At 72.0% G+C, this 12,940-nt stretch carries 11 protein-coding genes; 7 read left to right on the top strand and 4 right to left on the bottom strand.

Going from position 1 to position 12,940, the window contains the following annotated elements; all coding sequences use genetic code 11:
- Nucleotides 1-86 precede the first annotated feature (86 nt).
- The 5 genes from GGD88_RS04840 to GGD88_RS04820 all read left to right on the top strand — a co-directional run bounded on the left by GGD88_RS04840 (nt 87) and on the right by GGD88_RS04820 (nt 5,609).
- Nucleotides 87-1,487, top strand: a complete 1,401-nt coding sequence (locus GGD88_RS04840; protein WP_184432280.1) for an NAD(P)/FAD-dependent oxidoreductase — start codon at nt 87-89, stop codon at nt 1,485-1,487.
- Nucleotides 1,484-2,284: a DUF1365 domain-containing protein gene (locus tag GGD88_RS04835; RefSeq protein WP_184432278.1), complete on the top strand. Its 801-nt coding sequence runs from the start codon at nt 1,484-1,486 to the stop codon at nt 2,282-2,284. The genes GGD88_RS04840 and GGD88_RS04835 overlap by 4 nt, the downstream gene beginning before the upstream one ends.
- Before the next feature lie 93 nt (nt 2,285-2,377).
- A complete protein-coding gene (locus tag GGD88_RS04830) occupies nt 2,378-3,634 on the top strand; it encodes an SAM-dependent methyltransferase (RefSeq protein ID WP_184432276.1) in 1,257 nt (418 codons plus the stop codon).
- Nucleotides 3,631-4,980 (top strand): MFS transporter, encoded by a 1,350-nt coding sequence (locus GGD88_RS04825; RefSeq protein WP_246423566.1) that lies wholly within the window; start codon nt 3,631-3,633, stop codon nt 4,978-4,980. The genes GGD88_RS04830 and GGD88_RS04825 overlap by 4 nt, the downstream gene beginning before the upstream one ends.
- Entirely contained in the window at nt 4,974-5,609 is a 636-nt protein-coding gene (locus GGD88_RS04820) for a DUF3833 family protein (protein WP_184432274.1), read from the top strand. The genes GGD88_RS04825 and GGD88_RS04820 overlap by 7 nt, the downstream gene beginning before the upstream one ends.
- A 20-nt stretch (nt 5,610-5,629) precedes the next feature.
- Here the strand turns inward: GGD88_RS04820 and GGD88_RS04815 are convergent, their stop codons facing one another.
- From GGD88_RS04815 to GGD88_RS04800, 4 genes are all read right to left on the bottom strand, one after another.
- Nucleotides 5,630-6,928, bottom strand: coding sequence for a threonine/serine exporter family protein (locus tag GGD88_RS04815; protein WP_184432272.1), 1,299 nt, complete (start codon nt 6,926-6,928; stop codon nt 5,630-5,632).
- A gap of 106 nt (nt 6,929-7,034) precedes the next feature.
- The gene (gene clpB / locus GGD88_RS04810) at nt 7,035-9,626 is read right to left on the bottom strand and encodes an ATP-dependent chaperone ClpB (protein WP_184432270.1); all 2,592 of its coding nucleotides are present in this window, start codon (nt 9,624-9,626) and stop codon (nt 7,035-7,037) included.
- Nucleotides 9,627-9,980: 354 nt separating this feature from the next.
- Nucleotides 9,981-10,898, bottom strand: coding sequence for an RNA polymerase sigma factor RpoH (gene rpoH, locus GGD88_RS04805; RefSeq protein WP_184432268.1), 918 nt, complete (start codon nt 10,896-10,898; stop codon nt 9,981-9,983).
- 164 nt (nt 10,899-11,062) lie between these two features.
- Nucleotides 11,063-12,079, bottom strand: coding sequence for an RluA family pseudouridine synthase (locus tag GGD88_RS04800; RefSeq protein ID WP_184432266.1), 1,017 nt, complete (start codon nt 12,077-12,079; stop codon nt 11,063-11,065).
- A 60-nt stretch (nt 12,080-12,139) separates the two neighbouring features.
- On the opposite strand from GGD88_RS04800, the gene GGD88_RS04795 reads away from it, so the two are divergent.
- Nucleotides 12,140-12,457, top strand: coding sequence for a hypothetical protein (locus GGD88_RS04795; protein WP_184432264.1), 318 nt, complete (start codon nt 12,140-12,142; stop codon nt 12,455-12,457).
- Nucleotides 12,454-12,903, top strand: coding sequence for a M67 family metallopeptidase (locus GGD88_RS04790; RefSeq protein WP_184432262.1), 450 nt, complete (start codon nt 12,454-12,456; stop codon nt 12,901-12,903). The genes GGD88_RS04795 and GGD88_RS04790 overlap by 4 nt, the downstream gene beginning before the upstream one ends.
- Nucleotides 12,904-12,940: the final 37 nt, after the last annotated feature.

Raw genomic sequence — 12,940 nt, 5'->3', positions numbered from 1 at the left:
GCGGTCGGCCCGGACGATCGACGGCAGAGGACACCGCAGAGGACTGCGCAGAGGAAAAGGGGGCAGACGACAGCATGACCGGGACCATGACAGGGGAGGAGGCGCTGGCCGCGGCCGGCAGGACGCAGGCCGGCGGACCGTCTCGGCGGATCGCCGTGGTCGGCACCGGCATCGCCGGCATGTCGGCGGCTTGGCTTCTGAGCCAGCGTCATCAGGTGACCGTGTTCGAACGGGGCGACTACGTCGGCGGGCACACCAACACGGTCGAGGCGCCGGGCCGAGACGGGCGTCCGATCGCGGTCGATACCGGCTTCATCGTCTATAACGAGGTGAACTATCCCAATCTGGTGGCGCTGTTCGACCACCTGGACGTCGCCACTCACGCCAGCGACATGAGCTTCGCCGCCTCCCTGGACGATGGCCGCCTCGAATATGCGGGCGACGGCCTCGGCGGTCTGTTCGCCCAGCCAGGGAATGCGCTGCGGCCGCGCTTCTGGTCCATGCTGCGTGATCTGATGCGGTTCTACCGCGAGGCGCCCGCGCTGCTGCGCCAACCAGAGGCGCACCGCATCACCCTGGGCGCCTATCTGGACGCCAACGGCTACGGTCGCGCCTTCATCGAGGACCATCTGCTGCCCATGGGCGCGGCGATCTGGTCGACACCGGTGGCCGACATGCGCGACTACCCGGCGGCCGCCTTCATCCGCTTCTTCGACAACCACGCGCTGCTGAAGCTGACCGGGCGGCCGCAGTGGCGCACGGTGACCGGCGGCAGTCGCGCCTACGTCAAGCCGCTGACCGCCCCCTACGCCGACCGCATCCTTCTGAACACCAAGGTCACCGGCATCCGCCGGGTGCAGGGCGGCGTGATGGTCGAGGACCTGCGCGGCGAGACCCGCCTGTTCGACGACGTCGTTCTGGCCTGCCACGCCGACGAGGCCCTGGCCCTGCTGGACGACGCGGACGATCGCGAGCGTACCGTGCTGCAAGGGTTCCGCTACACCCGCAATCGCGCCATCCTGCACAGCGATGCCAGCCTGATGCCGAAGGCGCGGCGCGCCTGGGCGAGCTGGAACTACATCGGCACCCGCGACGCCGACGGCAATCCGGCGGTGTGCGTGACCTACTGGATGAACCGGCTCCAGGGGCTGGACCCCGAGACGCCCCTGTTCGTCACCCTCAATCCGCCGCGCGAGCCCGCCGAGGGCACGGTGATCCGCGGCTTCCTGTACGACCATCCGCTCTACGACCGCGCCGCGCTGGCCGCGCAGAATCAGGTCTGGCGCCTCCAGGGCCACCGCCGGACCTGGTTCTGCGGCGCCTACATGGGGTCGGGCTTCCACGAGGACGGTCTCCAGGCCGGCCTGGCGGTCGCCGAAGCCCTGGGCGGCGTGCGCCGTCCGTGGCGGGTGCCAGACGAGAACGGCCGCATCGTGGTCGGCGACACGCCGGCCGCGGCGACGGATGCGGGCGAGGCCGCGGCATGACGGCCCCGACCTGGACCTCCGCCCTGTACGCGGGAACGGTGCTGCATCGGCGCCTGAAGCCGAAGCGGCACCGGCTGGATTATCGGGTGTTCTCGCTGCTGCTGGACCTGGACGAGCTGCCCGACCTGGACCGGCGGCTGCGCGGGTTCGGCCACAACCGGTGGGCACCGCTGGCCTTCCACGACCGCGACCACGGCCCGGGCGACGGTCGGCCGCTGCGCCCCTGGATCGAGTCCGCCCTGGCCGAGGCCGGGCTGGACCTGGGCGGCGGGCCGATCCGGGTGCTGTGCTATCCGCGCCTGTGGGGCTACGTGTTCAACCCGCTCACCGTCTACTTCTGCCACCACGCGGACGGCCGCCTGGGCGCGGTGCTGCATGAGGTCAACAACACGCTGGGTGAGCGCCACTGCTACCTGATCCCGGTCTCGGAGTCGGATGCGGCGGATCGGGTGGTGCGTCAGACCTGCGACAAGCGCTTCTACGTCTCCCCGTTCATCGCCATGGAGACGACCTATCACTTCAAGATCAAGCCGCCGGACGATAAGGTTGCGGTGGCGATCCAGCAGACCGACGCCGAGGGCACGGTGCTGCACGCCTCGTTCACCGGCGCCCGGCGCCCGCTGTCGGACCGGACCCTGGCCGCAGCCGTGGCGCGCCACCCGCTGATGACCCTGAAGGTGATCGTGGGCATCCACTGGGAGGCCCTCAACCTCTGGATCAAGGGCGTCAAGGTGGTGCGGCGCGATCCGCCCCCGGCCAACCTGGTCACCGTGGTGACCCCGCGCCCGGTGCCCTGACTCGTCGGCTCCCGAGCGCCGTTCCGCCCGCCGACGACCCGGACCAGCCCCCCGGACCAGCCCCCCGGACCAGACTGGAGCAGACCCGACGCCATGTCAGAGCCCAGCGCGAACGCCACCACGGCGCCCCTGTCGATGCCCCGCCTGCCCCGCGTGTTCCCCGGCGAGGACGCCCTGTGGCTGATGGTCCTGGACCGGGTGCTGCGGCGCCTGCAGCGCGGCCGCCTGACCCTGGTGCGCCCGGACGGCCGCACCCGTGTCTACGCCGGCCGCGACCCGGGACCGGAGGCCACCCTGTGCCTGCGCTCGACGGTCGCGGCGCGGCGGCTGATGGTGAACGGCGCCGTCGGCTTCGCCGAGGCGTTCATGGACGGGCTGTGGGATGCGCCGGACATCGAGGCGGTGCTGCGCCTGGCGCTGGCCAACAACGAGCGCATCTCGATCGCCAAGACCGGCTCGGCCTTGGCGCGGCGCCTGCGCAACCGCCGCCATCGCCGCAACGCCAATACAAAGGCCGGCAGCCGGCGCAACATTGCCTATCATTACGACCTGGGCAACGCGTTCTACCGCGCCTGGCTCGACCCCTCCATGACCTACTCTTCGGCCCTGTGGGAGACCCCGGCCCAGTCGCTGGCGGACGCGCAGGCAGCCAAGTACCGGCGCCTGTGCCGCAGCCTGGACCTGCGGCCGGGCCAGCACGTGCTGGAAATCGGCTGCGGCTGGGGCGGCTTCGCCGAGATCGCGGCGCGCGAGTTCGGCTGCCGGGTGACCGGCATCACCCTGTCGCGCGAGCAGCTCAGCTACGCCCGCGCGCGCATGGCGGCGGCCGGCCTGGCCGACCGCGTGGAGATCCGGTTCCAGGACTACCGCGATGTGACGGGGCAGTTCGACGCCATCGCCTCCATCGAGATGTTCGAGGCGGTCGGCGAGGACCACTGGCCCGTGTTCTATCGAACCGTGCATGACCGCCTCAAGCCCGGCGGGCGCGCCGCCCTTCAGGTGATCACCATCGAGGGGTCGCGCTTCGAGGACTACCGCTCCGGCGCCGACTTCATCCAGACCTACGTGTTCCCGGGCGGCATGCTGCCGACCGTGGACCACCTGCGCGATGGCCTGTCGGGCGCCGGACTCGCGGTCGGCGGCGCGCACGCCTTCGGGGCCGACTACGCCCGCACCCTCGACCTGTGGCGGGACGCCTTCCTGCGCGCCTGGCCCGAGCTGGTCGGCGCCGGCGGCGGCTTCGACGAGCGCTTCCGCCGGCTGTGGCTGTACTACCTCACCTACTGCAAGGTCGGCTTCGAGCACGGCAGCATCGACGTCGTCCAGGTGCGGGCGGACCGCCCCGCATGACCCCCGCGATGAGGGACAGGCGGTGGGCACAGGTCCTCTACGGCCTGCCCGGGCTGGCGCTGGCCATGCCCACCATCCCCGTGTTCGTGTTCCTGCCCACGCTGTACGCCGACGACCTGGGGCTCGGGCTGGCGGCGGTGGGCACGGTGCTGCTGGCCTCCCGCCTCGTCGACGGGATCACCGACCCGCTGGTCGGCGTGCTCAGCGATCGCCTGACGACCCGCTGGGGCCGGCGCAAACCGTGGATCCTGCTCGGCGGGCTGCTGGCGGCGCCGGCGCTGGTGATGCTGTTCCTGCCGCCCGACGGGGCCGGCATCGGCCATCTGCTCACCTGGACCCTGGTGCTCTACGTGGGCTGGACCCTGATCAGCGTCCCCTACACCGCCTGGGGCGCCGAGCTGTCCGGCGACTACCACGAGCGCACCCGCATCACCGGCTGGCGCGAGGGGCTGATGATCGTCGGCATCCTGGTCGCGGGCGCCATGCCGGTGCTGGCGACGGCGCTCGGGCTGGGCGAGGACGCCGGGCTGGGGCTTGTGGCCGGCGCGGCCATCGTGCTGGGCGCGCCGGCGATCGCGCTGCTGCTGTGGCGGGTGCCGGAGGTGCCGCTGCCGGCCGGGCGGCGCCGGGACCTCGGCTCCCTGTGGCGCCAGGCCCGGGGGGTGCTCGCCAACCGGCCGTTCACCCGCCTGCTGGCGGCGTGGGTGCTCAACGGTCTGGCCGGCGGGCTGCCGGCGGCGCTGTTCCCGCTCTACCTGGAGCACGGCCTGGGCGTCGACGAGGCCACCCGCGACCGCCTGATCCTGATCTACTTCGTGGCGGCGGTCGTAGCCATACCAGGCTGGTTGGCGCTGAGTCGGCTGTGGTCCAAGCATCGGGCCTGGGCCGCCGCCATGGCGCTGGCCTGCGTCAGCTTCGTCTGGGTGCCGCTGCTGGGGCCGGGCGACGTGGCGCCGTTCCTGGTCATCTGCATCCTGACCGGGGCGGCCCTGGGCGCCGACCTGGCGCTGCCGCCGGCGATGCAGGCGGACGTCATCGACCTGGACGCACTGCGCACCGGCCAGCGGCGCGAGGGGGTGTTCTTCGCGCTCTGGGGCATGGGCACCAAGGGCGCGCTGGCGCTGGCGGTCGGGCTGGCGTTCCCGATCCTGGATGCGGTCGGGTTCGACGCCCAGGCCGAGTCCAACACGCCGGCCGCGCTGGCGACGCTGGCGGGGTTGTACGCCCTGGCGCCCGTGGCCCTGAAGGTCGGGGTTCTGGCGCTGGTCTGGAACCACCCCATGACCCGGCGGCGCCAGGCCATCGTTCGCAAACGCCTGACCCGCCTGGGAGGGGAGACATGCTGAGAACCGTTCGGGCGCGCGCCGCGGCCGCCACCCGCCCTTTGCCGACCCTGCGTCGCCGCCTGGGGCGCCTGCTGGCGCTCGGGCTTCTGATCATCGGGACCGCGTCCCTGACCGCCTGTGGAGGCGACATGAAACTCGAGGACTTCAAGGGTACCGAGCCCACATTCGTGCTGGAGGAGTACTTCCCCGGCAAGACCTACGCCTGGGGCATCTTCGTCGACCGCTTCGGCAAACTGCGCCGTCAGTTCCAGGTGGAGATCGACGGCACCTGGGACGGCGAGACGCTGACCCTCGACGAACACTTCGACTACGCCGACGGCGAGACCGACCGCCGCGTCTGGCGCATCACCAAGACCGGCCCCGACACCTACGAAGGCCGCGCCGACGACATCCTCGGGGTGGCCAACGGCCGTATCGCCGGCAACGCGCTGAACTGGACCTACGACATGAACCTGGAGGTTGGAAACAGCACGTGGAAGGTCCACTTCAACGACTGGATGTGGCTGCAACCGGGCGGGGTGATGATCAACCGCGCCACCGTGTCACGCTGGGGCTTCGAGATCGGCACCGTCACCTTGTTCTTCCGCAAGGACGGTGAGGCCGCCGCCCAATCGGAGGCAGCGGAGTAGACCGGCCGCGGCGCGCGCGGTCAGGGGCGGAAATCGGGGCGCCGCCACAGCGCGGTGACGATGGTCAGGCCGGCACCGATGGCGCCGATGGTGAACACCACCCGCAAGGCATCGTTGACCGCGCTCAGCAGCAGGGCGTCCGCCCCGGCCACGTCCGGGGCGGTCAGCTCCAACAGGCTCATGATGCCCTGCGCCGCGAGGCTGCCGGGGATCATCGGGATGCAGCCGGCCACCGCCAGGGCGGCGCCGGCCCGGCGCACGCCGACCGGCACGGTGTCCAGGGCCTGCACGCTGACGGCCACGGCGGCGGCCGCCACGAAGGAGGCGGCCTCCAGGCTCCAGCCCGCCTCCAGCCCCAGAGTCCGCACCGACAGGGCGATGGCGCCGGCGGCGGCGGCCCAGGCCACCGCCCCCCAGCCGAAGTTGAACAGCACCCCGAACCCGGCCGAGGCGACGGCGCCGAACAGCGCCTGATGCCACAGCACCCGGGGCGGCACCGCGACCGGTCCGGGCTCCAGCAGGCCCAGGGTGGCCTGGGCCGTCCAGACCCCCACGGTCAGGAACACCAGGGTCATCAGCACGCTGACCGCGCGGGCGCTGCCCAGGGTGGGCTGACCCTCCATGATGTCGGTCTGCGCGTTCAGGGCATGCACCCCCGGCACCAGCATCAGCACGGCGGCGATCATCGCGGTCTCGGTCATGCCGCTGCCCAGCGCCCGGGCCGCGGTCGCCGCCAGCGCCGAGGCCACGAAGGCCACCACGGCCGTGGTCACGAACGCGTTCAGGCCGCGCCGCGCCAGGTGGTGGCGCACCGCCTGGCCCAGCGCGCCGGCCGCCAGCACCGGGGCGACCGCGATCCAGTCCACCCCCAGCAGGCGGCCGAAGGCGGCGCAGGCGACGCCCACCGCCAGGCACACCAGCGGCCAGGGATGGCGCGGGGTCTCGCGCTCCAGCCGGTCCAGGTCGGCGCCGATCGCGTCCACGGTCAGGTCGCCACGCCCGGCCCGCGCGCACAGCCGGCGCAGGGCGTGGTTCAGGCGCAGGTTGACACCGTGCGGTCCCACCACGGTCATGCGGGTGATGGTCTGGGCCCCGTGGCCCACGGTGATGGCGAGCGAGGCGAAGCCGACCCGGACATGCACCTGGGTGGCGCCCAGGCCGCGCGAGATGCGGTCGACACCTTCGCGCACCACCTGGGCCTTCACCCCGCATTCCATCAGCAGGCGGCCGGCGCGCAGCGCGACCAACGCGATCTGTTCCAGGTCGCGGTGGCGCATGGGCACCGTGTCGGCGGCCTCGTGGTCCAGTGTCTCCGGCATCGACGCGGCCCCCTTCTGGTCCGGACGGGATCGTCGCCGCCATCCTCCGCCAAACGGCGGCCGGAGGCCAGAGGGACCGCGCCGCCGGGCTGCCGCCCGTCCGCCCCTATGCCGCCGCTTGCTCCAGGGCCTCGCCGTTGACGATCAGGCCGCCCTCGCCGGCGGAGACGCGGGCGGTGTCGCCGTCGCCGATGCGCCCCTCCAGGACCATCATGGCCAGTGGGTTCTCCAGGTGGCGCTGGATCACCCGCTTCAGCGGCCGGGCCCCATAGACCGGATCATAGCCGCGCTCGGCCAGCCACGCCTTGGCCGCCGCGTCCAGCTCCAGCGCGATGCCGCGGTCCTCCAGGCGCGCCGTCAGACGGCCGATCTGGATCTCGACGATGCCGGCCATGTGTTCCTTGAACAGACGGTGGAACAGCAGGATCTCGTCCAGCCGGTTGAGGAACTCGGGCCGGAAGGCGGCGCGCACCTCCTCCATGACCGGGCCACGCACCGCCGCCGAGTCCTCGCCCTCGCCCTGCGCCGCCAGGATGTCCGCGCCCAGGTTGGAGGTCATGACGATCAGGGTGTTGCGGAAGTCCACCACGCGACCATGACCGTCGGTCAGACGCCCCTCGTCGAGCACCTGCAACAGCACGTTGAAGACGTCCGGGTGGGCCTTCTCGATCTCGTCGAACAGCACCACCTGATAGGGCCGCCGGCGCACCGCCTCGGTGAGCGCCCCGCCCTCGTCGTAGCCGACGTAACCCGGGGGCGCCCCGATCAGCCGGGCCACCGCGTGCTTCTCCATGTACTCCGACATGTCGACGCGGATCAGCGCCGTCTCGTCGTCGAACAGGAACGCGGCCAGGGCCTTGGTCAGCTCGGTCTTGCCGACGCCGGTCGGCCCCAGGAACAGGAACGAGCCGATCGGCCGGTTGGGATCACCCAGCCCGGCGCGCGCCCGGCGCACCGCGTTGGAGACCGCCGAGACCGCCTCGGCCTGGCCGACCACGCGCGTCCCCAGGGCGGTTTCCATCGCCAGCAGCTTGTCGCGTTCGCCGGTCAGCATCTTGTCGACCGGAATGCCGGTCCAGCGCGAGACCACGCTGGCCACCGTCTCCTCGGTGACCACCTCGTTCAGCATCGCCTGGCCCTGGCCGGTCTCGGCCTCGGCCAGCTTCTTCTGAAGGTCGGGGATGACGCCGTACTCCAGCTCGCCGGCCCGGGCCCAATTGGCCTGGCGGCGCGCGATGTCCAGTTCCCCGCGGGCCTGATCGAGCTGCTCCTTCAGGGTGTTGGTGTCGGCCAGCGCGCTCTTGTGACGCTGCCATTCGGCGGCCAGGGCGGCGGCCTTGGCCTCCAGCTCGCCCAGTTCGTCCTCCAGCTTGCCGAGACGATCGCGCGACGCCGGGTCCTCCTCCTTCTTCAGCGCCTCGCGCTCGATCTTGAGCTGGATGACGCGCCGGTCCAGTTCGTCGAGCGCCTCCGGCTTGCTGTCCACCTGCATGCGCAGGCGGGCGGCGGCCTCGTCCACCAGGTCGATGGCCTTGTCGGGCAGGAAGCGGTCGGTGATGTAGCGGTTGGAGAGGGTCGCGGCGGCCACCAGCGCGGCGTCGGCGATGCGGACGCCATGGTGCAGTTCATACTTCTCCTTGATGCCGCGCAGGATGGAGATGCTGTCCTCCACCGACGGCTGGGCCACGAACACCGGCTGGAACCGGCGCGCCAGGGCGGCGTCCTTCTCGACGTGCTTGCGGTACTCGTCGAGCGTGGTGGCGCCGATGCAGTGCAGTTCGCCGCGCGCCAGCGCCGGCTTGAGCAGGTTGGAGGCGTCCATCGCACCCTCCGCCTTGCCGGCGCCAACCAGGGTGTGCATCTCGTCGATGAACAGCACGTATTCGCCGTCGCTGGACGAGATCTCGGACAGCACGGCCTTCAGCCGCTCCTCGAACTCGCCGCGGTACTTGGCGCCCGCCACCAGGGCGCCCAGGTCCAGCACCATCAGCGTCTTGTCGCGCAGGGACTCGGGCACGTCGCCGTTGACGATGCGCAGCGCCAGGCCCTCGACGATGGCGGTCTTGCCGACGCCGGGCTCGCCGATCAGGACGGGGTTGTTCTTGGTGCGCCGGGACAGCACCTGGACGGTGCGCCGGATCTCGTCGTCGCGACCGATGACCGGGTCCAGCTTGCCCTCGCGGGCGGCCTCGGTGAGGTCGCGGGCGTACTTCTTGAGGGCGTCGTACTGCTGCTCGGCGCCCGCGCTGTCGGCGGTGCGGCCCTTGCGCAGGCGCTCGACGGCGCCGTTCAGGCCCTGCGGCGTGACCCCGGCCTCGGCCAGCACCTTGGCCGCCGCGCTGCCTTTGGCCAGCGCCAGGGCAAGCAGGATGCGCTCGACGGTCACGAAGCTGTCGCCGGCCTTCTCGGCCATCTGCTGGGCCTGATCGAGCAACCGGGTGGTCTGCTGCGCCCAGTACATGCTGGACGCGCCCTCGACCCGCGGCAGCTTGCCCACCTCCAGGTCGGTGCCGCTGCGCGCCTGCTCGACGTCACCGCTGGCGGCGGAGATCAGGCTGGCGGCCATGCCCTCCGGATCGTCGAGCAGCGCCTTCAGCACGTGTTCGGGGGTGACCTGCTGGTGGTGCTCGCGCAGGGCGATGGTCTGCGCTGCCTGCAGGAACCCCTTGGCGCGGTCTGTGAATTTCTCCAGGTCCATCACGGTCGTCCTCTGTCTCCCGGCGAGGACGCCGACCCCCGGATCCCGGGTCCCGTCCCCGGGTCCGTCCTGGGCTGTCGCACGTCCCCCCGCACGACCGGCGCGCCAACGGAACGGCGGCCGGCCACGTGGTTGGCGGGCGGCGGGGCCGCCCGGTCTCGTCCCGTCGATATAGGGAGGCGCAACGAACCGCCGCAAGCTGGCGCGTCCGCCCGACCCGCGCGGGATGGTGCCGGCGGCGGCGCGGGGTCGAACGCACGAACCCCCTGGCGGGACAGCACGGTCCGCACCAGGGGGTCGGGTCTGCGCGAAAGCGCGATCTGGATCGACGCGCGCGGGCGACCGGGGCCGCCCTCAGGCCACCGCCGGGGCGGCGCCGCCGTTGCCGGCCCCGGCCCCCCCGCCGGGCACGGCGCGGGTCATCCACTTCTGGAGCTTCTCGAACGCGCGCACCTCGATCTGACGCACCCGCTCGCGGGAGATGCCGTACTCGCGGCTCAGGTCCTCAAGGGTCATCGGCTCCTCGCTCAGGCGCCGTTCGGTCAGGATATGCCGTTCGCGCTGGTTGAGGGTCTCCATAGCGCGGGCCAGGAGATCGCGGCGCTGGCTCAGCTCCTCGTGGTCGGCCAGCAGGCTTTCCTGGTCATCGCCCTCGTCGACCAGCCAATCCTGCCACTCGCCCTCGCCGTCGATGCGCACCGGCGCGTTCAGCGAGTGGTCGGGGCTGCCCAGGCGGCGGTTCATGTTGATGACGTCCTGCTCCGGCACGCCCAGCTTGGTGGCGATCTCGGTGACGCTCTCGAACGGCAGGTCGCCGTCTTCCATGAGCTGGAGCTGGCCCTTCATCTTGCGCAGATTGAAGAACAGCTTCTTCTGCGCCGCCGTGGTGCCCATCTTCACCAGCGACCAGGAATGCAGAATGTACTCTTGGATCGAGGCCCGGATCCACCACATGGCATAGGTGGCCAGGCGGAAGCCCCGGTCGGGGTCGAACCGCTTCACGGCCTGCATCAGGCCCACGTTGCCCTCGGAGATGACCTCGCCCATGGGCAGGCCGTAGCCGCGATACCCCATGGCGATCTTGGCCACCAGCCGCAGGTGGCTGGAGACCAAACGGTGCGCGGCATCCGCGTCTGCATTGTCCTGATAGCGCTTGGCGAGCATGTATTCCTCGTCCGGCGCCAGCATGGGGAACTTGCGGATATCCTGAAGGTACCGCGACAGGTTGCTCTCCGGTTCAAGGCCGAGCAGGCCGCCGGGTGCATTTGCCATCAGTCGCTCTCCTTGTCGCCGTGGCCCCGCGAGCCCCGGCGGTCGCCGGGACCGGAGCGGCCGAGCCGAACGTCACAGCGGACGCGGGGGTCTGCCCTGACGCCAGTTTGGAGTCATCCTAACCAGCCCGATCATCCGAGTCCAACCATACTGTACCAAATTGGTCAGAAATCTGGATGAATTCCCCGTAACGTGTCGAGGCTTTCCAGGATGTCCCTGAGGTCCTTGGGCATACGGGCGGTGAAGCGCATCGGTTCACCGGACACGGGATGATCGAAGCCGAGAGCGATGGCGTGCAGGGCCTGGCGCGGCAGACTGACGAGCCGGGTCATGATCTCCGGCGGCAGAGACGGCCGAGACGGCGACCGCCGGGGCGGCCGGCCATAGGTCGCATCGCCCACCAGCGGATGCCCGATGTGGGCCATGTGGACCCGAATCTGATGGGTCCGCCCGGTGGCGAGGCGGCATTCCAGCAGCGCCAGCCCCGGCCCCCAGGCCCGCAGGGTGCGGTAGCGGGTCAAGGCCGGCTTGCCCCCCGACTCGACCACCGCCATGCGGGTGCGCTGGGTGGGGTGGCGGCCGATCGGCCCGGCGACCTCGCCCGCCGCCGGGCTCGGCACGCCCCAGACCAGCGCGTGGTAGACCCGGTGCAGGGTGCGGTCGCCGAACTGCGCCGCCAACGCCCGGTGGGCGCGGTCGGTCTTGGCCACCACCATCAGGCCGCTGGTGTCCTTGTCCAGGCGGTGCACGATGCCCGGCCGGCGCACGCCCCCGATGCCCGACAGGCTGTCGCCGCAGTGGGCCAGCAGGGCGTTGACCAGCGTGTGGTCGGGGTTGCCCGGAGCCGGATGCACCACCAGGCCGACGGGCTTGTCGATCACGATGACGTCGGCATCCTCGTACACCACCGCCAGCGCCATGTCGCGCGGGCGCGGGGTGGCGTCCTCGGGCGGCGGCTCGGCCAGCCGCACCGCCTGGCCGGCCCGCAGCCGCCGGCTGGGGTCGGTCACCACGACGCCGTCCAGGGTCAACGCGCCGCCCGCGATCAGGGCCTTGAGGCGTGAGCGGGAATGCCGCCCGTGGGTCTCGGCCAGCCAGCGGTCGAGGCGCAGCCCCGCCGCGGTGTCGGGCACCGTGGCCGCGAAGGGCGGCGGGGACGGGGAAGCGTTGCCCTCGGTCATGCCGTGCCCGTATACCCGCTCGGGAAGGACGCCGGCCCGGCGTCGCAAGGGAGGGAACACATGGCTGCCGTCAAGGGTCTGGTCGCGTTCATGTCGCTGCTGCTGCTGCTCGGGCTCGGACTGCTGGGCTACGGGATGGTTCAGAAGTCGGACGAAATGCGGCAGCCGGAGGGCAGTGGCCTGGCGGCCTTCGGCCCGGCCGGCCTCGACGAACCGGCGGGGACGCGGATCACCCACATGGTGAGCGACGGCCGCGGCCGGGTGCTGCTCGGGCTGACCGGCGGCGGCCGACCGGACCGCGTGGCGGTGATCGACGCCGCCGACGGCCGCCGGCTTGGCACCCTCACCGTGGGCGGCGCCGGGGCCGCGCCGCAATGACCGCTGCCGGGCCGCGCGCCCTGGTGCTGCCTGCCCCGGCCCGCGCCGCGATCCTGGACCACGTGCGCGCCGGCTGGCCGCGCGAGGCCTGCGGGCTGCTGAGCGGACGCGACGGCCCGGACGGCACCGTGCTGGTCGCGGCCGCGCATGCCGCCGCCAACGTGGAGGCCAGCGGCCGGCCGGACCGCTTCGAGGTCGATCCGGCGGCGCGGTTCGCCCTGATGCGCGCCCTACGCGGCGGCCCGACGCGCCTGATCGGACACTTCCATTCCCATCCGGGCCACCCGCCAGTGCCCAGCGAGACCGACCGCCGGGCCACCCACGAGCCCGACCTGGTGTGGCTGATCGTGGGGCTGTCGGGACCAGACGACCCGGCGCCGGCCCTGGCCGCCTGGACCGTCGCCCCCACGGCGCCGACCGGCTTCCGGCCGCTGCCGCTCACCTGAGCCCCCCGCGAGCCACCGCCCGCGACCGGCCCGGGGG

Origin of the sequence: Roseospira goensis (assembly GCF_014197795.1) — a bacterium.
In the GTDB taxonomy this organism is placed as follows: domain Bacteria; phylum Pseudomonadota; class Alphaproteobacteria; order Rhodospirillales; family Rhodospirillaceae; genus Rhodospira; species Rhodospira goensis.
The sequence above is the reverse complement of the archived record's forward strand: the minus strand, read 5'-3'. Positions and strand labels throughout refer to the sequence as shown.